Origin of the sequence: Nocardioides sp. L-11A (assembly GCA_029961745.1) — a bacterium.
Lineage (GTDB): Bacteria > Actinomycetota > Actinomycetes > Propionibacteriales > Nocardioidaceae > Nocardioides.
The window spans coordinates 4,782,757-4,802,350 of record CP124680.1 but is presented as its reverse complement, the minus strand read 5'-3'; the positions used below and the strand labels follow the sequence as shown (position 1 = coordinate 4,802,350).

The 19,594-nt window shown below is 71.7% G+C and carries 20 protein-coding genes and 1 tRNA gene; 17 read left to right on the top strand and 4 right to left on the bottom strand.

Going from position 1 to position 19,594, the window contains the following annotated elements; all coding sequences use genetic code 11:
- The first annotated feature begins 4 nt into the window (after positions 1-4).
- The 7 genes from QJ852_23010 to QJ852_22980 are packed head-to-tail and all read left to right on the top strand — an operon-like array spanning position 5 to position 8,186.
- A complete protein-coding gene (locus tag QJ852_23010) occupies positions 5-964 on the top strand; it encodes an ABC transporter permease (protein ID WGX96008.1) in 960 nt (319 codons plus the stop codon).
- Positions 961-2,877: a dipeptide/oligopeptide/nickel ABC transporter permease/ATP-binding protein gene (locus QJ852_23005; protein WGX96007.1), complete on the top strand. Its 1,917-nt coding sequence runs from the start codon at positions 961-963 to the stop codon at positions 2,875-2,877. The genes QJ852_23010 and QJ852_23005 overlap by 4 nt, the downstream gene beginning before the upstream one ends.
- Positions 2,874-3,782 carry a GNAT family N-acetyltransferase gene (locus QJ852_23000; GenBank protein ID WGX96006.1) on the top strand — a complete coding sequence of 303 codons (909 nt, stop codon included), beginning with the start codon at positions 2,874-2,876 and terminating at the stop codon, positions 3,780-3,782. The genes QJ852_23005 and QJ852_23000 overlap by 4 nt, the downstream gene beginning before the upstream one ends.
- A complete protein-coding gene (locus QJ852_22995) occupies positions 3,779-4,774 on the top strand; it encodes an ABC transporter ATP-binding protein (GenBank protein WGX96005.1) in 996 nt (331 codons plus the stop codon). The genes QJ852_23000 and QJ852_22995 overlap by 4 nt, the downstream gene beginning before the upstream one ends.
- Complete coding sequence (locus QJ852_22990; GenBank protein WGX96004.1) at positions 4,765-5,682, top strand: fumarylacetoacetate hydrolase family protein; 918 nt, start codon at positions 4,765-4,767, stop codon at positions 5,680-5,682. Before QJ852_22995 ends, QJ852_22990 begins: the two co-directional genes overlap by 10 nt.
- Positions 5,672-7,468: a gamma-glutamyltransferase family protein gene (locus QJ852_22985; protein ID WGX96003.1), complete on the top strand. Its 1,797-nt coding sequence runs from the start codon at positions 5,672-5,674 to the stop codon at positions 7,466-7,468. The genes QJ852_22990 and QJ852_22985 overlap by 11 nt, the downstream gene beginning before the upstream one ends.
- Positions 7,452-8,186 (top strand): YoaK family protein, encoded by a 735-nt coding sequence (locus tag QJ852_22980; protein WGX96002.1) that lies wholly within the window; start codon positions 7,452-7,454, stop codon positions 8,184-8,186. The genes QJ852_22985 and QJ852_22980 overlap by 17 nt, the downstream gene beginning before the upstream one ends.
- Before the next feature lie 115 nt (positions 8,187-8,301).
- Here the strand turns inward: QJ852_22980 and QJ852_22975 are convergent, their stop codons facing one another.
- Complete coding sequence (locus QJ852_22975) at positions 8,302-9,720, bottom strand: aminobutyraldehyde dehydrogenase (GenBank protein ID WGX96001.1); 1,419 nt, start codon at positions 9,718-9,720, stop codon at positions 8,302-8,304.
- Positions 9,721-9,802: 82 nt separating this feature from the next.
- Here QJ852_22975 and QJ852_22970 point away from each other — a divergent pair, with 82 nt between their 5' ends.
- Positions 9,803-10,030: a ferredoxin gene (locus QJ852_22970; protein ID WGX96000.1), complete on the top strand. Its 228-nt coding sequence runs from the start codon at positions 9,803-9,805 to the stop codon at positions 10,028-10,030.
- A 16-nt stretch (positions 10,031-10,046) separates the two neighbouring features.
- Here QJ852_22970 and QJ852_22965 read toward each other — a convergent pair whose 3' ends face one another.
- Positions 10,047-10,895: an alpha/beta hydrolase gene (locus QJ852_22965; GenBank protein ID WGX95999.1), complete on the bottom strand. Its 849-nt coding sequence runs from the start codon at positions 10,893-10,895 to the stop codon at positions 10,047-10,049.
- On the opposite strand from QJ852_22965, the gene QJ852_22960 reads away from it, so the two are divergent.
- Positions 10,894-11,115 (top strand): hypothetical protein, encoded by a 222-nt coding sequence (locus QJ852_22960; GenBank protein WGX95998.1) that lies wholly within the window; start codon positions 10,894-10,896, stop codon positions 11,113-11,115. The two genes, QJ852_22965 and QJ852_22960, sit on opposite strands and share 2 nt — an antisense overlap.
- Positions 11,116-11,140: 25 nt before the next feature.
- On the opposite strand, the gene QJ852_22955 is transcribed toward QJ852_22960, so the two are convergent.
- A complete protein-coding gene (locus QJ852_22955) occupies positions 11,141-11,959 on the bottom strand; it encodes a helix-turn-helix domain-containing protein (GenBank protein ID WGX95997.1) in 819 nt (272 codons plus the stop codon).
- A gap of 157 nt (positions 11,960-12,116) precedes the next feature.
- Between QJ852_22955 and QJ852_22950 the strand changes: the two genes are divergently transcribed.
- The 8 genes from QJ852_22950 (at position 12,117) to rplA (ending at position 18,078) form a co-directional block, all read left to right on the top strand.
- Positions 12,117-13,160 carry a carbon-nitrogen hydrolase family protein gene (locus tag QJ852_22950; protein WGX95996.1) on the top strand — a complete coding sequence of 348 codons (1,044 nt, stop codon included), beginning with the start codon at positions 12,117-12,119 and terminating at the stop codon, positions 13,158-13,160.
- Positions 13,150-14,487, top strand: a complete 1,338-nt coding sequence (locus QJ852_22945; protein ID WGX95995.1) for an MFS transporter — start codon at positions 13,150-13,152, stop codon at positions 14,485-14,487. The genes QJ852_22950 and QJ852_22945 overlap by 11 nt, the downstream gene beginning before the upstream one ends.
- The gene (locus tag QJ852_22940) at positions 14,474-15,352 is read left to right on the top strand and encodes an MBL fold metallo-hydrolase (protein ID WGX95994.1); all 879 of its coding nucleotides are present in this window, start codon (positions 14,474-14,476) and stop codon (positions 15,350-15,352) included. The genes QJ852_22945 and QJ852_22940 overlap by 14 nt, the downstream gene beginning before the upstream one ends.
- A gap of 45 nt (positions 15,353-15,397) precedes the next feature.
- Positions 15,398-15,470, top strand: a tRNA-Trp gene (locus tag QJ852_22935).
- 49 nt (positions 15,471-15,519) lie between these two features.
- Positions 15,520-15,792: a preprotein translocase subunit SecE gene (gene secE / locus QJ852_22930; protein WGX95993.1), complete on the top strand. Its 273-nt coding sequence runs from the start codon at positions 15,520-15,522 to the stop codon at positions 15,790-15,792.
- A gap of 51 nt (positions 15,793-15,843) precedes the next feature.
- The gene (nusG, locus tag QJ852_22925) at positions 15,844-16,734 is read left to right on the top strand and encodes a transcription termination/antitermination protein NusG (protein ID WGX95992.1); all 891 of its coding nucleotides are present in this window, start codon (positions 15,844-15,846) and stop codon (positions 16,732-16,734) included.
- Between the two features lie 135 nt (positions 16,735-16,869).
- Positions 16,870-17,301, top strand: a complete 432-nt coding sequence (rplK, locus tag QJ852_22920; protein WGX95991.1) for a 50S ribosomal protein L11 — start codon at positions 16,870-16,872, stop codon at positions 17,299-17,301.
- A 63-nt stretch (positions 17,302-17,364) separates the two neighbouring features.
- Positions 17,365-18,078, top strand: coding sequence for a 50S ribosomal protein L1 (gene rplA, locus QJ852_22915; protein WGX95990.1), 714 nt, complete (start codon positions 17,365-17,367; stop codon positions 18,076-18,078).
- A 156-nt stretch (positions 18,079-18,234) separates the two neighbouring features.
- On the opposite strand, the gene QJ852_22910 is transcribed toward rplA, so the two are convergent.
- The gene (locus QJ852_22910; protein WGX95989.1) at positions 18,235-19,518 is read right to left on the bottom strand and encodes an aminotransferase class I/II-fold pyridoxal phosphate-dependent enzyme; all 1,284 of its coding nucleotides are present in this window, start codon (positions 19,516-19,518) and stop codon (positions 18,235-18,237) included.
- Positions 19,519-19,594: the final 76 nt, after the last annotated feature.

Here is a 19,594-nt window from a genome sequence, read left to right as displayed (position 1 = left end):
ACAGATGGTGTCATTCGCCCGGTTCTTCGTGGCGCGATGCGCGACCAGCCTCGGTCTGCTGCTGTCGGTCGCCCTGGTCGTGTTCACGGCCACGGCGCTGATGCCCAGGCATCCCGAGGCCAACCTGCTCGGTCCGACCGCGTCGGAGGAGTCGATCCGAGAGCTGCGGCGCTCCCTGGGGCTCGAGGACTCCCTGCCCCAGCAGTTCTGGGACTGGCTGAGCGGCCTGCCGCGGGGCGACTTCGGTCGCTCCTGGAGCAACAGCCAGGCGGTGGCCGAGCAGCTGGGGCCGGCGCTCACGCGCACGGTGTCCCTGTTCGTCGTGGCGTTCGCGGTCGCTGCCCTCGCCGGAGTGGCAGCGGGCCTGGTCGCCGGCACCAAGCCGAACGGCGTACTGGACCGGGTCATCTCGACGGTGACCGCCGCGCTGCAGGCGGTCCCGGAGTTCTGGCTCTCCCTGATGCTGATCAGTGCCTTCGCCGTCATGCTCCGGTGGTTCCCGGGTTCGGGCTATGTGGACATCGCAGTGTCCCCGGCCGATTGGATCCACTCCATCACGCTTCCGGCGCTGGCCCTCGGACTCCCCATCGCGGCCTCGATCTGTCGCCATGTGCGCAGCGCCGTCATTCTGGAGCTGACCCGTGACTACGTGCGGACGGCGGTGATCCAGGGGTTCTCGCGCGGCTGGATCCTGCGCACCCTGGTGCTCCGCAACTCGCTGCCCTCGGTCATCACCATCCTGGGACTCCAGGCGCTGATCCTGATCAGCGTGTCGGTGATCGTGGAGAACATCTTCGCGATCCGCGGGATCGGCACCCTCATCGTCAACGCGCTCTCCGAGCAGGACACGCCGATGCTGCTGGGCGGTGTGGTCGTCTTCACCGCGCTGGTGGTCCTCATCTCCCTGGCGGCCGAGATCCTGCGCGTCGTCTCCGACCCGACGACGAGAGGACGGGCGCTGTGAGCACGCGCACCGAGCGCCCGCCGGTACGCCGCCGCGGCCTGCTCCCGCTCCTTGCCCTGGCCGCCATCGTCGCCGTCGGTGTGATCGGTCCCCTGGTGGTCGCGGCCGACCCGGCGGCGCAGGACCTGTCCCGTCGGCTGCTCCACCCCGGTGCCGATCACCTGCTGGGCACCGACGAGCTCGGCAGGGACCTGCTCTCCCGGCTGCTCCACGGCCTGAGGTTGAGTCTCGCCTCGATGGCCGCGGCGCTGGTCGTCTCCCTCGGGATCGGCATCCCGCTGGGGCTGCTCGGCGGGCTCGGGCCGGCGTCGGTCCGCAAGGTCGTCCGCTGGCTGGCCGACATGATGTTCTCGATCCCGGCCGTGGTGCTGGTGCTCCTGGTCGTCGGCATGACGGGTCGCGGCCTCCTGCCCGCGATGCTCGGGCTGGGTATCGCGTTCTCCCCGATCTACGTGCGGCTCGTGGCCGACGAGGCGCACGCGCTCAAGGACGCGCCCTTCGTCCGTGCCGCTCGCGTGGGCGGAGCGACCCGCTGGTCGCTCGTGCGGCGGCACATCGGACCCAGCCTGGCCCGTCCCCTCACCATCCAGAGCGCGATGACGCTGCGCGCGGCGATCCTCACCGAGGCGGCGCTGAGCTATCTGGGCTTCGGGGCCCAGCCTCCGCACGTCAGCCTCGGCTCGATGCTGAAGTCGGCGCAGAACGTCGTGCTGGACGCGCCGTGGCAGGTGCTGCCGCCCGGCCTCACCCTCTTCGTCATCGTGCTGGCGCTGAACTCGCTGGCCGACGGATGGACCGGCGGCCTGCAGCGGCGGTCGGGATATGCGCATCTTCTGGTCCGGTCGCGCCACCGGAGGGCCGGGGCGCCGCGGGCCGCGGAGGAGCCGGGCGCAGCCACGGCGGTACGCCTGGACCGCCTCGACGCGGACCTGACGGGCGGACCGGAGCGGGTGCCGATCGTCGAAGGCCTCTCGCTCGAGGTCGCCGCCGGCGAGATCGTGGCGATCGTCGGTGAGTCGGGATCCGGCAAGTCGATGACGGCGATGGCTGTCGCGGGCATCCTGCCGGCCGGCATCGAGGCGGATCCCGCTCGGATCGTGGTCGGCGGCACGCCCCTCGTCGATCTCGACGAAGCCGGTCGGCGGACCCATCTGGCCCGCGAGCTGGGTGTCGTCTTCCAGGACCCGATCAGTTGCCTCGACCCGATGCGGACCGTCGGGACCTCCCTCGCCGCCCCGCTCAGGGTGCTACGCGGCCTCTCCCGTGCCGAGGCGCGGGAACGGGTTCGGGCGGCACTGGTCGATGCGGGCGTTGCCGACGTCGACGCCGTGATCGACCGCTACCCGCATCAGCTCTCGGGAGGCATCGCGCAGCGGGTCATGATCGCGAACGCGCTGATCGCCGAGCCGCGGGTCCTCATCGCCGATGAGGCGACGAGCGCCCTGGACGCGACGGTCCAGCTCCGGGTGCTCAGCCTGTTGCGGAGGCTGTGCGACGAGCGCGGTCTCGCGGTGCTCCTGATCACCCACGACATGGGTGTCGTCTCCGCGGTCGCCGACCGGGTGCTGGTGCTCTACGCGGGCCGCGCCATGGAGCAGGGCGATGCCGCCGAGGTGCTCGCCCGGCCCGGCCATCCCTACACCCGGGCCCTCAAGGAGGCCGTGCTCGGACCCGAGCACGCCGGGCGTCCGCTGCCCGTCGTCCCCGGCTCCACGCCGCAACCCGGCGCGCGGCCGCCCGGGTGCCCGTTCGCGCCCCGGTGCGCACGCGCCACCCAGCGCTGCGCGGAGCCTGTCCCCACGCTCACCCTCGGACCGGCGCACACGGTGTCCTGCGTGCATCCGCACACGGAGCCCGTCCCGTCGTCCACCACCCTCCCCGATCCCGACAGCCAAGGAGCTGGCCTGCCATGACCGACCGACGCTTCGTCCACCTCCCGCAGTACGGCGAGCTCGATCTCGGCCTCAGCTCAGGCGTTCGCGCCGGCGACCTGATGTTCATCAGCGGCCAGGCCCCGATCGGGCCCGGGGAGACGATCCTGGGCGACACGATCGAGGAGCAGACCGCCATCGTGATGGACAACTTCGTCCAGACCCTCCAGGGTGCCGGTCTCGACACCGCCGACGTCGTCAAGACGACGGTGTTCCTGCGCAGCGCCGCCGACTTCCCGGGGATGGACCGGGTCTACGCCGGCTACTTCGGCGCGGACCGCCCCGCCCGCAGCACCCTGCAGGCGGTCCTGATGCACCCGGACCTGCGGGTGGAGATCGAGGGCATCGCCGTACGCCGGCCGCCGGCTCCGGTGCCGGAGACGTCGTGGCTGCTCGACGGCCCGGACGGCTTCCACCTGCGGCTCGCGCGGCCCTCCGACGCCGCAGAGCTGACCCGACATCGCCGCACGATCTTCGAGGGACATCCTCAGGAGTCCGAGGTCGCGTGGCTGGTGAGCAGCCAGAGCTATCTGGCCGACCGGCTCGGGCGCGAGGACTCCGGGCTGTGTGCCGTAGTCGTCGAGGAGCCGGACGGCACCTCGCTGGTCGCCTCCGCCATCGGCTGGATCGACCAGCACCTGCCGGCGCCGATGGGGATGGACGGCCGGATGGGCCACATCGGCTCCGTGGTCACCGACCCGGAGCATCGGGGACGAGGTCTGGCCTCGGCGCTGGTGCGGTCGGTGCTGGCCTGGTTCGACCTGCAGGGGGTCGCGCGGGTCGAGCTGCAGACCACCCCCATGGCGACCGCGCTCTACCGGTCGCTGGGCTTCGAGGAGGTCCGGAGCCCGGTGCTGCGGCGCCACACCGATCGGGGATCCGCATGACGGTGGTCGAGGTCGACGCGTTGAGCGTCGACTACCTGCCCCGGCGGCGCAACGGCACCGTGGTGCATGCGCTGAGCGAGGTGTCGGTGCGCGTCGAGATGGGCCAGACCCTCGGCGTGGTCGGCGAGTCCGGGTCGGGGAAGTCGACCCTGGGCCGGGTGATCGCGGGCCTGGAGCCGGTGACGTCCGGCCGGGTCGTCGTCGCAGGTCGCGAGGTGCACCGGTTCGGTCGGGTCACCCCTCGGGAGTTCTGGCGCGACGTGCAGATGGTGTGGCAGGACCCGCTCACCAGCCTGACGCCGCACGCGACCATCGGGTTCGCCCTGGAGGAGGCGCTCCGGTTCGGTACGGCGGAGCGCGGTCCCCGTCCCGAACGGACGGCGGCCGCCCTGCTGGAGATGGTCGAGCTCTCGCCCCACCTGCTGGCCCGCTATCCCCACGAGCTCTCCGGCGGCCAGCGCCAGCGGGTGGCGATCGCGCGGGCGATGGCGCCCGGTCCTCAGGTCATCGTGCTGGACGAGGCCGTGAGCGCGTTGGACGTCCTCACCCAGATGCAGATCCTCGACCTGCTCACCCGCCTGCAGGGCGAGCTGGGCGTGGCACTCGTCTTCATCTCCCACGACCTCGGTGTGGTCGAGCACATGGCGAGCCGGATGCTGGTGCTCTACCGGGGGCACGCCCTGGAGTGCGGTGACACCGCGACGATCGCGCGCGAGCCGAGTCATCCCTACACCCGGGAGCTGTTCCGCTCGGTGCTGAGCGTCGGCGCGCGCCGCGACCTGGACCGGTCGGTCCCCGCCGTCGCGCCCGTGGTCACCACGACGGGATGCCCGTACGCGCCACGATGCGAGCGCCGGGTCGCGGCGTGCGAGGAGGCGGTTCCCGGCGACGTGGAGATCGCCCCTGGGCATCGGAGCCGCTGTCTCCTGGTCACACCTCTCCACCCGGTCGCTCCGCCGGCCGGAAGCGGAGGGAGCCTCCGATGCGGTTGATCCGCTATTCCCGCGGGGGTGCCGCGGCGCGGACCGGCCTCGTCTGCGCGGTGCACGAGAGCTGCCTGGTGGAGCTGCCCGCGCCCACCGCCACGGCTGCTCCCGCCGACGATTCCGGTCCGGAGCTGCTGCGTGCTCTGGCGCGGCTCGCGCCGGGTGGCGATCTCGCCGTGACACCTCGCGACGGCGAGCACCTGCCCTGGGCGACGGTCGAACTGCGGCCCGTCGTCGAACGCCCGGGCAAGGTGCTCGCCGTCGGCTGCAACTTCGTGTCGCATCGGGACGAGGCGCTGCGCGCCGGTGAGCAGCTACCCGAGCCCACCCGTCCGTACCTGTTCGCCAAGATGCCGTCGACCGTCGCCGCCGACGGCCAGGACGTCTTCGTGCCGCGCGGTGGCCGCTGCCTCGACTACGAGGTGGAGCTGACCGTGGTGATCGGCAGCACCTGCCGGGCCGTGGCGCCGGAGGAGGCACTGAGCCACGTCGCCGGCTACACCGTGGCCAACGACCTGACCCTGCGGGAGGTGCTGTTCACCGGGCAGGGTCTCTTCGAGGCCAAGAACTTCGACGGCTTCCTGCCGCTGAGCTCCGTCCTGGTGCCGACGGCGAGTGCCGGTGACCCCCGCGACCTCCGGTTGCGCACTCGCGTCAACGGCGACGTACGGCAGTCGGAGACGATGGCGGGGGCCTACTTCTCGTGCGCGGAGCTGGTCTCCTACGCGAGCCACCGGATGACCCTGGACCCGGGTGACCTGATCCTCTGTGGCACCCCGTCCGGAGTAGCGGCGTTCGCGGACGACCCGGCGTCGCAGTACCTCAACGACAGCGACCGGGTGGTCGCCGAGATCGAAGGAGTGGCCAGCGTGACGTCGATCGTCAGGACAGGGGGAGGGCTCAGTGTCGATTGAACTGGCCCGCCCCGAGATCGTGGGCTCGTTCGGATCGGTCGCCTCGACGCACTGGCTGGCGTCCCAGTGCGGGATGAGCGTGCTGGAGCGCGGGGGCAACGCCTTCGACGCGGCCGTGGCCGCGGGCCTGGTGCTCCAAGTGGTCGAGCCGCACCTCAACGGCTTGGGCGGCGAGGTGCCGATCCTGGGCTGGCTCGCCTCGGACGAGGATCCCTTCGTGCTGTGCGGCCAGGGCCCGGCCCCGGCCGACGCCTCGATCGCGGCCTTCGCAGAGCTCGGGCTCGAGCATGTCCCGGGGACCGGACTGCTCGCCGCGTGCGTGCCTGGCGCGTGGGGCGCCTGGATGACGCTGCTGCGCGATCACGGCACCTGGCGACTCGCCGACGTGCTCGCCTACCCGCTCGCGTACGCCGAGGGCGGCTTCCCCGTGCTGCCCGGCATCGTCACGGCGCTGGCCGGGTGCGAGGAGCACTTCGCCCGCCACTGGCCCTCGTCGTTCGCGCAGTGGCTCCCCGACGGCTCCCTCCCGCGCGCGGGCGCGACGATGCGCAACCCTGCTCTCGCGGCCACCTATCGGCTGCTCCTGGCGGGTTCCGGCCCGCGCGGGCGCGGGCGCGAGGGCGAGATCGACGCGGCGATCCGCGCCTTCTACCAGGGGCCGGTGGCCGAGGCGATCCACGACTTCTGCGCTCATGAGGAGGTGCTCGACTCCTCGGGGAGACGGCACCGCGGTCTCCTCGCGGCCGATGACCTCGCCGGCTGGACGGCCCGCTACGAGAGCCCGGTCTCGACCGGCTACCGGGGCCGGCAGGTCTTCAAGCCCGGCGCATGGACGCAGGGCCCGGTGATGCTGCAGCAGCTGGCCATCCTCGAGGGCTTCGAGCTGGACGAGTGCGATCCCGCCGGGGCCCGGTTCGTGCACCTGGTGGCGGAGGCGGCCAAGCTGGCGTTCGCCGACCGTGAGTTCTACTACGGCGACCCCGACCTGGTCGACGTACCGCTCGCGGCCCTGCTCGCGCCGGAGTACGCCGACCGTCGACGCGCCCAGATCGACCCGGACCTGGCCTACCGCGGGCCGCTGCGTCCGGGAGTGGTGCCGAGCGGGCTCCGGCCGGCGTCGCTGCCGGGCGCAGCGACCGTCGGCGTCGGCGTCGGCCTGGCGCCCGGTGTCGGCGAGCCCACCCACCAGCGTCCCGACGGGTCCCGCGGTGACACCTGTCATCTCGACGTGTGCGACCGCTGGGGCAACCTGGTGTCCGCGACGCCGAGCGGCGGCTGGTTCCAGAGCTCGCCCACCCTGCCCGGGTGGGGGTTCGCGCTCGGGACGCGCGCCCAGATGTTCTGGCTCGACCCGGAGCACCCGAACGCGCTCGCGTCGAGCAAGCGGCCACGCACCACCCTGACCGCGACCATGGTGCGCGACGACGGGCGCCGCCTCGCCTTCGGCACCCCCGGTGGTGACACCCAGGACCAGTGCTCGGTCCAGTTCCTGCTCCGCCACCTGCACGGGGGGCTGGGGATGCAGCAGGCGATCGAGTCCCCGGCCTTCTTCAGTGAGGACTTCCCCTCGTCCTTCTTCCCTCGTGAGCGCCACGAGGGACGGCTCGTCCTGGAGGGACGGTTCTCCCCGGACACTGTCGACGAGCTCAGGGGAGCGGGGCACGACGTGCTCACGGTCGATGGCTGGGCCATCGGCCGGCTGAGTGCCGTGAGCCGGACCGAGGACGGTGCGATCCGCGCCGCCGCCAACCCGAGAGGAGCCCAGGGCTATGCCGTCGGTCGCTAGGACGACCCCGCCGACACTGGACGCGACCCGGGCCCGCTATCTCGCGGTCCTCCTGTGCCTGACCAGTGGCAGTCTCGACGCGATCTCGTTCCTCGCGCTGGGCGAGGTGTTCGCCAGCGTGATGACCGGCAATGTGGTGTTCTCCGGCATCGCCCTGGTCTCCGGTGACGGCGCCGTGCTCCTCGCCTGCGCCCTGGCGCTGTGCAGCTATGTCGCCGGGGTCGTCGTCGGCAGCCGGCTGGCAGCCTCTCCGGGAGCCGAGGTCGAGGGCCAGCACTGGCCACCGGGAGTGACCCGCGCGCTCCGCTGCCAGCTCGGTCTGATGCTCCTGCTGTGCCTCGGCTGGGTCCTCGCCGATCCGGCGGCACACGACGAGGCGCGCCTGGCCCTGCTGGCCGGCAGCGCCGGCGCGATGGGCATCCAGGGTGCGGCGGTCCGACGGCTGGGGGTGACGGTGTCGACGACGTACATGACCGGCGCACTCACCACCGTCATCGAGTCGGTCGCGCTCGGGAAGGGCCTGCCGCCGGGGGAGCGGGCGGCGGCCCTCGGCCTCGTGCTGCTGTGCGTGGGCGCGGCGATCGGTGCGCTGGCAGTGACCGAGGCCAGCTGGCCGAGCTACCTGGTCCCGGCCACGTTCCTGGCGCTCACGCTGCTCATGCACGGCCTGGTCGCGCGCCGCTCCGGGCGCTCGGAGGCGCGGTCGAGCGTGCGGTGAGCGAGCCCCGCAGGGGATGACCAGAGACGGGGCGGCGCGCGATGCGCCGCCCCGTCTCGTCGTACCGGCGCCCGGGGCCCGGGGCCCGATCATGTCGCCGGGCCCCGGCACCCGGTCAGTGCCGGGTCATGACGTGCTTGATCCGGGTGTACTCCTCCAGCCCCCACATGGAGAGGTCCTTGCCGATGCCGGAGCGCTTGTAGCCGCCGTGTGGCATCTCCGAGACGACCAGGCCGTGGCAGTTCACCCAGACGCAGCCGAACTCGAGCCCGCGGGAGAAGCGGCTGAGGCGCGCGCTGTCGCGGCCCCACACGCTCGACGCCAGCCCGTAGCGGATGTCGTTGGCGAGCCGCAGCGCCTCGTCGTCGTCCTGGAAGGTCTGGACGGTCAGCACGGGACCGAAGACCTCCTCCTGGACGATCTCGTCGTGCTGGCGTACGCCGGTCACGACCGTCGGCTCGAGGAAGTAGCCGGGTCCCTCGCTGCGCCCACCGGTCACGACCGTCGCGTGCGGGGGCAGCCGGTCGAGGTAGCCCTGCACCGCGGCGAGATGGCGGGCGCTGTTGAGGGGGCCGAAGTAGGCACCGCTGTCGTCGGGTGCGCCCGGGCGCAGGGTGCTCATCGCGGACGTCAGCAGGTCGACGAACTCGGCGGCGACCGTCTCCTGGACCAGGAGGCGGGTCGGGGCCGTGCAGTCCTGTCCGGCGTTGAACAGGCCGATCTGCGCGAGGGTGGTGGCGGCCGTGGCGAGCTCCGCGTCGGACAACACCACGGCAGGGGCCTTGCCGCCGAGCTCGAGGTGGACGTTCTTGACGTCGTCGGCGGCGCTGCGCATGACCTCGCTGCCGGCGCGGGTGCTTCCGGTGATGGCCACCATGTCGGCTCGGGGATGGCGGACCAGCCGGGCGCCGACCTCGCCGTCGCCGCAGACCACGTTCAGTACGCCGGGCGGCAGGATGCCGGCGGACAGCTCGGCCAGCCGGACGGTGCTGAGCGGCGTCGTCTCCGCGGGCTTGAGCACGACGGTGTTGCCGGCGGCGATGGCCGGCGCGATCTTCCAGGCGGCCATCATCAGCGGGTAGTTCCACGGCGTGATCTGCGCGACCACGCCGACCGGCTCGCGCCGGATCGAGGACGAGTGGGCGGGGGCGTACTCCGTCTGCGGTGTGCCGTTCATCGTCCGGCAGGCGCCGGCGAAGAAGCGGATCTGGTCCAGGGCGGAGCCGAGCTCCACGTTGAGGGTCGCCGCCCGGGGCTTGCCGGTGTTGCGGACCTCGGCCTCCACCAGCTCCTCCGCATGCCGCTCGAGCCGGTCGGCAAGGCCCAGGAGGACGGCCTGCCGCTCGCGTGGCGTGCTGGTCGACCAGGTGGCCGCGGCCCGGTCGGCGGCGGCGAAGGCGGCGTCCACGTCGGCCTCCGTGGATTGCGGGGCCTGGCCGAGCACGGTGCCGGTGGCGGCCGCCATGAAGGGGATGGTGGCGCCGTCGCTGTCGGCCGACGCGCCGTCGATGAAGTTGCGGACACTGAGTGTCACGAGCCGGTACTCCTCACGTAAGTATGCAATTGGTTGTTTTGTATACTAGACCTCCCAGGCAGGCATGGAGAGGCAGGCGAACGTGCTCGAACTCGATCAGGACAAGTGCCAGGGCTACGGGATCTGCGCCCTCGCCGCGCCGGAGCTGCTCTCGCTCGACGACTACGGCATGGCGGTGCTCGACGGGCCCGCGGCGGAGGCGGCGCCGGAGCGGCTCCAGCGCCGCGCCGTGCTGTCCTGTCCCGCAGAGGCGATCCGGTTCGTCGACATGGCCGGCGCCGATGCTCCCGGGGGCGACGGAGCGGGCTGAGCCGCTGGGCCGTCGGCTACCCCAGGGCGAGCATCGCGGCCGCGACGTCCGGGACGGCGGGGACCGGGATCGCGGTCGAGGCGTCGTCGAGGACGAGCAGTCGAGCACCCGGGATCTCCCGGGCGAGCGCCTCACCGTTGCCGACGGGGAAGAACGGATCGCGGCGACCGTGGACGACCAGGCTCGGCAGGGTGAGCCCGGGCAGCCGCTCGCGCCAGCGCGGTGCGCAGTCGAGATGGGCGAACGCGATGCCCAGTTGGTTGGCCATCTGGACCGCGGGCTCCGGGCTCGGAGTCCGGTCCCAGACCCGGGCGGCGTTGGCGCGCGCGGCGGTGGGGTCGTCGCCGAGGATCGCGGCGCCCGCCGCGGCGAACTCCGCGACCGCGGTCCGGTCGGACCAGTCGGGCATCGGGTGTGCGAAGAGCTGAGCCATGGTCGCGGCGTCGTGGTCGGGCAGGTCGTCGTCGACCGGGCCGGGGGCGACGGGGCGCGTGCCGACGAGCGTGAGGGCGCCGAACGTGTCCGGGTGGTCGAGCGCGGCGACCTGGGCGACCATCCCGCCGACCCCGATGCCCGCGAGGTGGGCCGGCCGGTCGTCGAGGGCGCGGGCGAGGGCGGCGGCGTCGGCGGCCAGGTCCCGCAGGGTGTACGCCGGCGCCTCCGGATCGGCGGTGAGCGACGCCCCGGCGTCGCGCAGGTCGTAGCGCACGACGTGGCGCCCGCCGCGCGCGAGGGCCGCGCAGAGCTCGTCGGGCCACGAGAGCAGGGTGGGGCCGCCCGCGCACAGGACGAGCGGCGCGGTCTCGTCGCCGCAGTGCTCGATCCCGAGTGTCACGCCGTTCGCCTCGACGGTCGTCGCCTGCATGGGGCACCTCCAGGGTCGGGTCGTGGGCCGGGCCGGGCCACGAGACGGTGGACCGTCGGCCCGGACCGGAATCATCGGCCGGGCGGCGCCGGCCTACGAGGTCGGTCCGGCGGGCGGATCCGAGCGCGCCGGAGAGGGCCGGGTGCTCGCCGAGATCGGCGACGGCAGGACAGCCCTCCCCGGTCCACGCCTGGGACGCCCCGCGGCCGGCTGGGCCTGAGGCGCCGGCGGTCGGCGGCGGGGCGTCACGTCCCTGTCGCCGGTCGCCGACGGCGCGGGCCCTGGTCGGGGGGAGCGCCGGAGCCGTCGGTCTCCGCCTCCAGACTGGCGGCCCACAGGACGTCGAAGAGGTTGCGCTGCATCTCGGCGTACTCCTCGCTCTCGATGATCATCGCGAAGGTCTCGCGCGCCGACGACAGGTTGACCACCTGGTGCCCTCCGATCACGGCGGTCATGGTGAACTCGTACTCCGGCGGCGCGTGCCTGACGACGCGGTAGTCCGCGGCGCTGGTCAGCCAGCCCCGGGGCCAGTCGTGGTCGCGGGTGCGGATCACGCGCAGGACGAGCTCGCGCTCGCGCCGTCCGGCGATGTACTCGTCCATGGCGGTCTCGCCGGGCACGGCCATCAGGTCGCGCATCGAGAGGATGCCGCGGATCGGCGAGCGCCACTCGAGGGTCTCGAAGAGGGCGGCGCGGATGCCGGCGGCGCCCTCCAGGTAGCGGACCTTCGGGCGCGACCGGCTGGCCGAGAACAGTGCCCGCAGCTGTGGGACGACGTCGTCGAGGACGCGGCGCCGGTTGGCCCACTCGTCGAGCAGGTGCTCCGGGTCATTGGCGACGAGGTGGCTCTGCGTGCGCAGGTCCTCGTGGTCGCCGGGGCCGGACTCGACGCGGCCGATGAGGCCGCGGGCCTGCAGCCGGCGGGCGATGTCGTAGCCGCTCGTCCGGCTGACGTGGGCCTCGCGCGCCGCCTCGGCGACCGTCGTGCGGCCGCGGCGCAGCACGGCCAGGTAGAAATGAGCGTCCTTGGGGTCGAGGCCCGCCTCGACCAGCTCCTGCCACATTGCGCTGACCCCTCTTGTTGTCGAAAAGCGTCGACATACTTGCCGTAGACCTGGCTCGCCAAGCAGTCCTAGCGTCCGGTGACGTAGCCCACATCGCCGTCGACGGTCGACACAGTGTCGACTTCCGGCGACATAGTTAGCAAGGGATGTGTCCACCATGGTCAACGACCGTCTGCCCACCGTCCGGGTGGCTGCCGTCCAGGCGGCGCCGGTCTTCCTCGACCGCGACGCGACGCTCGACAAGGTCGAGTCGCTCGTCGCCGCAGCGGCTGCCGGAGGAGCCGAGCTGGTCGTCTTCGGCGAGAGCTTCGTCTCCGGCTTCCCGATCTGGGGGTCGGTGCTGCCGCCTGTCGACCAGCACGAGCTCCATCAGCGCCTCGTCGAGTCCACGATCACGGTCCCGGGCCCGCACGCGCGGCGCCTCGGCGAGATCGCGGCGCGGCACGGCGTCGTGCTGTCGATCGGCGTCAACGAGCGGGCCGCGCACAGCCTCGGCCAGGTGTTCAACGCCAACCTCCTCTTCGATCGGACCGGCGCCCTGGTGAACCACCGCCGCAAGCTCGTCGGGACCTGGCACGAGCGGCTCACCTGGTCGCACGGCGACGCTCACGGCCTCGAGCCGGTCGAGCTCGACGGCTGGTTCCTCGGCGCGCTCATCTGCGGGGAGAACACCAATACGCTCGCCAAGTACACGCTGCTCGCCCAGGGCGAGCGGCTGCACATCGCGACGTACCCGCCCGCCTGGCCGTTCGACCAGCGCACCGACGCGCCGGAGTACGACCTCGCGGAGAGCATCCGGCTGCGCAGCGCCGCGCACAGCTTCGAGGGCAAGGTCTTCACCGTCGTCGCCGCCACGGTCCTGGACGACGACGCCCTCGAGACGGTCGCCCGGGGCGACGAGCGTGTCGAGAAGCTGCTCCGCGCCACCCCGACCGTCTCGATGGTCGTCGGCCCCCGCGGCGAGGTCGTCGCCGGGCCGCCCACGACTGACGAGGGCATCGTCACCGCCACGGTCGACCTCAACGAGGAGATCGTCCTCAAGCGGGCGCACGACATCGTCGGCACCTACAACCGCTTCGACATCTTCGACGTCCGCGTCGACAAGCGCCGGCGGCCCGCGATCACGACGATCGAGGACGACAACGCTGGTGCTGTCGCTACTGCTCCCGCTGACGAGGAGGTGGGTCGCGATGTCCTCTGACGCCGAGATCCGCGAGACCGACCCGGTCCTCGCCCGCGAGGATGACCCCGAGTACCGCGCCAACGGCCGCAAGGCCCTGCGCGCCGCGATCGGCGGCTTCTTCGTCGACATGTACGACGTGTACCTGCCGGTCATCGCGCTCGCTCCGGCGATCGCGTACTTCATCCCGGACCACGCGTCGAAGACCCAGGCGGCCACGTTGACCGCGCTCATCTTCGCGGTCTCCCTGGTCGGGAGGCCGATCGGCTCGATCATCTTCGGCGTCCTCGGCGACCGGGTCGGGCGCCGGCGTACGACGGTGTGGGTGGCGGCCGGGTTCACGGTCTGCACCGGCCTCATCGCCCTGCTGCCGGGCTATGCGACCGCCGGTTGGTGGGCCGCGGGAGCACTGATCCTGCTGCGCCTCGTCGACGGCATCTTCCTCGGTGGCGAGTACACCGCGGCCAACCCGCTCGCCATGGAGTACGCGCCGCGCCGCCTGCGCGGCCTGTACGGAGCGCTGCTCAACATCGGATACCCGGCGGCGCTGGGCTTCATGACGCTGCTGACCATGCTCATCCTGAAGCTCATGCCCTCGGGCGACGCCGACGCGGCGTACAGCGTGTGGGGGTGGCGGATCCCGTTCGCCGTCGGCTTCGTGCTGTCGCTGATGGTGTTCTGGCACTACCTGCGCTCCGTTCCCGAGTCGGAGCTGTGGGCGGCCAGCGAGAACAGCACGACCAACCCGCTGCGCGCACTGCTGAGCGGCCAGAACCTGCGGAACTTCGCGGTCGCCTTCGTGACGTCCACCGGTGCCTGGCTCATCCTCGACGGCACCATCGGGGTCTTCGCCGGACACTTCAAGAAGCTGGGCACCGACCACGGCGTCGTCAACACGACCGTGCTCGTCTCGGCCGTGGTCGGCATGGCGCTGTTCCCGCTGATCGGCGCCGCCGGCCAGCGCTACGGGCGCCGGCACGTGATGATGGCGATCGCCCTGTTCAACCTGGTCCCCGGCACCATCGCCTTCGGCCTCGCCATCGGCGGCTTCGACTCGACCCTGACCGTCGTCGCCGGCGCCGCCGTCGCGATCGTCGGCGGACTGAGCGTGTTCGCGATGATCACCGCCTACATCATGGAGATGTTCCCGACCGAGGTCCGCTCGTCGGGGTACGGCATCGCCTACAGCCTGCCCAGCGTCGTCCCGGCGTTCTACCCGTACTACATGCTGTGGCTCGGCGGCGTCATGAGCTACGACTTCACGCCGCTGGTGATCCTGGCCGCCGGTGGCGTCTTCCTCTTCGTGGGCTCCTACATCAGCAAGGACCTGCGCCATGTCGACCTGTGACGGGCCCCGGGGGTCCGTCACGCCGGCACGGCTGCCCTTCGGGGTGGCCGTGCTCGGCGGGCCGACCACCGTGCTCGACGTCCTCGGCCGGCGCCTGGTCTGCGACCCGACCTTCGACCCGCCGACCGACTACGGGTACCTCCGGAAGACCGTCGGGCCGGCCGTGCCGGTGGCCGCGGTCGGCGTCCCCGATGTCGTGCTGGTCAGCCATGACCTGCACCCGGACAACCTCGACCACGCGGGCCGGTCGTTCGCCTCGGCGTCGCCCGTGGTGCTCGCCCCACGCTCCGCCGCCGGGCGACTCGGCGGTCCGGCGCTCGGCCTGGACGCCTGGTCGACCTGGACCGGCCCCGACGGGGTCCTGTCCGTGACCGCCGTCCCCGCCCGCCACGGGCCTGCCGACGGCGAGGTGGACGAGGACGGATTCGTCAACTGCGAGGTCGCCGGCTTCGTCGTCACCGCCGACGGCGCCCCCACCGTCTACGTCAGTGGCGACAACGCCTCCCTCGAGATCGTCCGCGACGTCCGCGACCGCCTCGGCGCCCCCGATGTCGCGGTCCTGTTCGCGGGCGGCGCCTCGGTCCCCTCGAAGTTCCGCGGCCGCCCGCTCAGCCTCACCGCCGACCGGGCCGCCGCCGCGGCGGAGATCCTCGGCAGCGCCCACGTCGTCGTCGCGCACCAACAGGGATGGGGACACTTCCGCGACGACGCGGCAGCCACCCGGCGGGCGTTCGACGACGCGGGCATCGCCGCTCGGCTCTGCCTCGCGGAGCTGGGGCACTGGTGCACGCCGACGGCACCTCGGTTCGACTCGGCCGGGCCGGAACCCGTAGACTCCCCGCTTGGTGGTTCTGCCACATGGTGAGTCGCGCCCTTGGGGCGGTCGGCACACTGGGGGCGGAGACATCGGAGGGCACTAGCTCAACTGGCAGAGCATCGGTCTCCAAAACCGAAGGTTGGGGGTTCAAGTCCCTCGTGCCCTGCAAGAGATGACGACCAGCCGGCCGGAGGGTCGGCGCTGACGAAGAGAAGGTGAGCAGCGTGGCGGATGCTCCGGCAGTCCGTGGGGGCCGCAAGGACTCCTCGGGCGGCAAGCAGTCTGAGAACCGCACCGGCCCGGTGACCTTCTACCGGCAGGTCGTCGCCGAGCTCCGCAAGGTGGTCTGGCCCACCCGGGAGCAGCTCGGCACCTACTTCGTGGTGGTGATGGTCTTCGTGCTCATCATGATCGCGCTGGTGTCGGTCCTGGACCTCGCGCTCGGCAAGCTCGCGTTCGAGATCTTCACCGGCGCCGACGACATCTGAGCCCGACGCGGTCGCCGCGTCGGCTGACAACCGATCTTTTTTCGACAACTGATGGAGCAGCACGTGTCCGAGCAGTACGACCCGGCCCAGGCTGACGAGGCGCTCGCCGAGGCGGCCCACGACGTCGCCGACGTCGAGGAGGCCGAGGACACCGCCCTGGAGGAGACCTTCGAGGCCGACGAGGCCGAGCAGAGCGTCGAGATCGACGAGACCGTCGATGTCGAGGGTGCCGACGAGATCGCTGCCGTGGACGACGACGCCGAGGCGTCCGTGGACGGCGAGTCCGAGGAGGCTGACGACGAGGCCGCCGACGAGGACCCGCTCGAGGCGTTCCGCCGCGAGCTGTGGGCCAAGCCCGGCGACTGGTTCGTGGTGCACACCTACTCCGGCATGGAGAACCGGGTGAAGCAGAACCTCGAGAACCGGATCCACTCCCTCAACATGGAGGACTACATCCACGAGATCGTGGTCCCCACCGAGGAGGTCGCCGAGATCAAGAACGGCCAGCGCAAGATGGTCAAGCGCACCGTTCTCCCCGGCTACGTCCTGGTCCGGATGGACCTCACCGACGAGTCCTGGGCCGCCGTGCGGCACACCCCGTCGGTCACCGGGTTCGTGGGTCACAGCCACCAGCCGGTGCCGCTGAGCATGGACGAGGTCGAGAAGATGCTCGCCCCGGCCGTCGTCACCGCGGCCGCCGCCGAGGCGGAGGCCGCCGCGGCCACCACCGGCGGCACCGCCGCCACGCCGGCCAAGAAGCCGATCGAGGTCGCCGACTTCGGCGTCAACGACTCCGTCCTCATCGTCGACGGCGCGTTCGCCACGCTGCACGCGACGATCACCGAGATCAACGCCGAGGCCCAGCGGGTCAAGGCGCTCGTCGAGATCTTCGGCCGCGAGACGCCGGTCGAGCTGTCGTTCTCGCAGATCCAGCGCGTCTGAATTTCGCTTCTCCGGGTCTCGGCGCGGAGAATGGCAAGGTTGCCCGGGTCAGGGTTCCCCGTGACTCGGCGACGCAGGTGGCAGAGGCGCACGACGTACGCCTCGTCATGACCACGAGAAGAAAGAGATAGAGGAATGCCTCCCAAGAAGAAGATCGCCGCACTGGTCAAGGTGCAGCTGCAGGCCGGCTCGGCCACCCCGGCTCCGCCGGTCGGTACCGCGCTCGGTCCGCACGGCGTCAACATCATGGACTTCTGCAAGGCGTACAACGCCCAGACCGAGTCCATGCGCGGCAACGTCATCCCCGTCGAGATCACGATCTACGAGGACCGGACGTTCGACTTCATCACGAAGACGCCGCCGGCCGCGGAGCTGATCAAGAAGGCTGCCGGCCTCAAGAAGGGCTCGGGCGTCCCGCACAAGGACAAGGTCGGCAAGCTGACCAAGGACCAGGTGCGCGAGATCGCGACGACGAAGCTCCCCGACCTCAACGCCAACGACATCGACGCCGCGATGAAGATCGTGGAGGGTACCGCCCGCTCCATGGGCGTCACCGTCGAGGCCTGACGAACCGTGGAAGGGCCGCGCTGGCCCGCTGACCACACCTCCTCTTACTCCTAAGGAACCACCATGCAGCGCAGCAAGACCTACCGCGCGGCTGCGGAGACGTTCGACAAGAACGAGCTCTACGCGCCGTTGGCCGCGATCAAGATCGCCAAGGCCGCCAGCAAGAAGAAGTTCGACGAGACCGTCGACGTCGTCATGCGTCTGGGCGTCGACCCGCGCAAGGCCGACCAGATGGTCCGTGGCACCGTCAACCTGCCCCACGGCACCGGCAAGACCGCTCGCGTCCTCGTGTTCGCGAACGGCGACAAGGCCGACGCCGCTCGTGAGGCCGGCGCCGACTTCGTCGGCAGCGACGAGCTGATCGACAAGGTCGCCGGCGGCTGGACCGACTTCGACGCCGTGGTCGCCACCCCCGACCTGATGGGCAAGGTCGGCCGCCTCGGCCGCGTGCTCGGCCCCCGTGGCCTCATGCCGAACCCGAAGGTCGGCACCGTGACGCCGGACCCGGCCAAGGCCGTCTCCGACATCAAGGGCGGCAAGATCGAGTTCCGCGTCGACCGCCACGCCAACCTCCACTTCATCGTGGGCAAGGCGTCCTTCTCCGAGCAGCAGCTCGCCGAGAACTACGCGGCCGCCCTCGAGGAGGTGCTGCGGCTCAAGCCGTCCAGCTCCAAGGGCCGCTACCTCAAGAAGGTCACCGTCTCCACGACCATGGGCCCCGGCGTCCAGGTCGACCCCAACCGCATCAAGAACGTCGCGGTCGAGGACGAGGCCTGAGCCCAGGCGCCAGTCCGGTCGTACGACGCCCGCCGCTCCCCTCGGGGACGGCGGGCGTCGCGCATTCCGGGGTGCTCTGGTGGCGGTTCAACTACCAGATTTGTCGCCGACCGGCCTCCTGGACGACAAATGCGGTAGTTGAACCGCCCCAGGGGCTCAGGCGGTGAGTGACTCCAACGCGGCGAGCTCGACACACAACGCGACGCCGGCCATCGCGGCCCGAACCTCGTCGAGCACGGGGAACGAGGGCGCGAGGCGGATGTTGCGGTCGTAGGGGTCCTCGCCGTGCGGGAACGCCGACCCGGCGGGGGTCAGCACGATGCCGGCCTCCTTGGCGAGCTGGACCACGCGCGACGCCGTACCGTCGACGACGTCGAGGTTCACGAAGTAGCCGCCCGTGGGGACCGTCCACTCGGCGATGCCGAGGCCGGAGAGTCGCGTGGACAGGGCCTCCTCGACCGCAGCGAACTTGGGGGCGAGCAGGGTGCGGTGCTTGCGCATGTGGGCCCGCACACCGTCGGCGTCCTTGAAGAACTCCACGTGCCGCAGCTGATTGACCTTGTCGGGACCGATGGCAGCGAAGCCGAGCCGCTGGAGATACCACGCCCGGTTCTCCGGGGAGGCGGCGAGCGCCGCCACCCCGGCACCGGCGTAGCTCATCTTGGACGTCGAGGCGAAGATGATCGGCCGGTTGGGGTGGCCGGAGGCCGAGGCGAGGCCGAGGGCGTCGGCGCTCTTGGTCTCCTCCTCGGTGAGGTGGTGCACGGCGTAGGCGTTGTCCCACAGGATCCGGAAGTCCGGCGCCGCCGTCGGCATCGCCATCAGCTCGGCGGCGACCTCGGGAGAGCAGACGGCTCCGGTCGGGTTGGCGTACGTCGGCACGATCCACATGCCCTTGACGCTGGGGTCGTCGGCGACCAGCGCCCGCACGGCGGCGACGTCGGGACCGTCGGCGTTCATCGGCACGGTCACCATGTCGATGCCGAGCTCGGCGAGCATGGTGAAGTGGCGGTCGTAGCCCGGGACGGCGCAGATGAACTTCACGACCGGCTCCTGGACCCAGGGACGCGGGGAGTCGGGGCCGCCCTTGAGCAGCAGGGAGGTCAGCACCTGGTGCATCATCGTCAGGCTCGAGTTGCCGCCCGCGACCACGGCGGAGGCGTCGACGCCGAGCAGGTCGGCGAAGATCTCGCGCATCTCGGGCAGGCCGTCAAGGCCGCCGTAGTTGCGTACGTCGGCACCGGCGCGGTCGCGGTACGACGAGGGCAGGTCGAGCAGCTCGTTGGCGAGGTCGAGCTGGTCCGCCGAGGGCTTGCCGCGGGTCAGGTCGAGCGCGAGGCCGCGGGACGTCAGCTCGTCGTAGTCGGCGCGCACGGTCGTCAGGCGCGCGGCGAGGTCGTCGGCGGACAGGGCGGACAGCGGCGTCGCGGAGGTGGGCATGAGGACCATCGTGCCGCACGGCCCGGACGGCTCGCGATTTGGCCCGGGCCGGTCGGGCGCCGTACCGTTGCTCCTC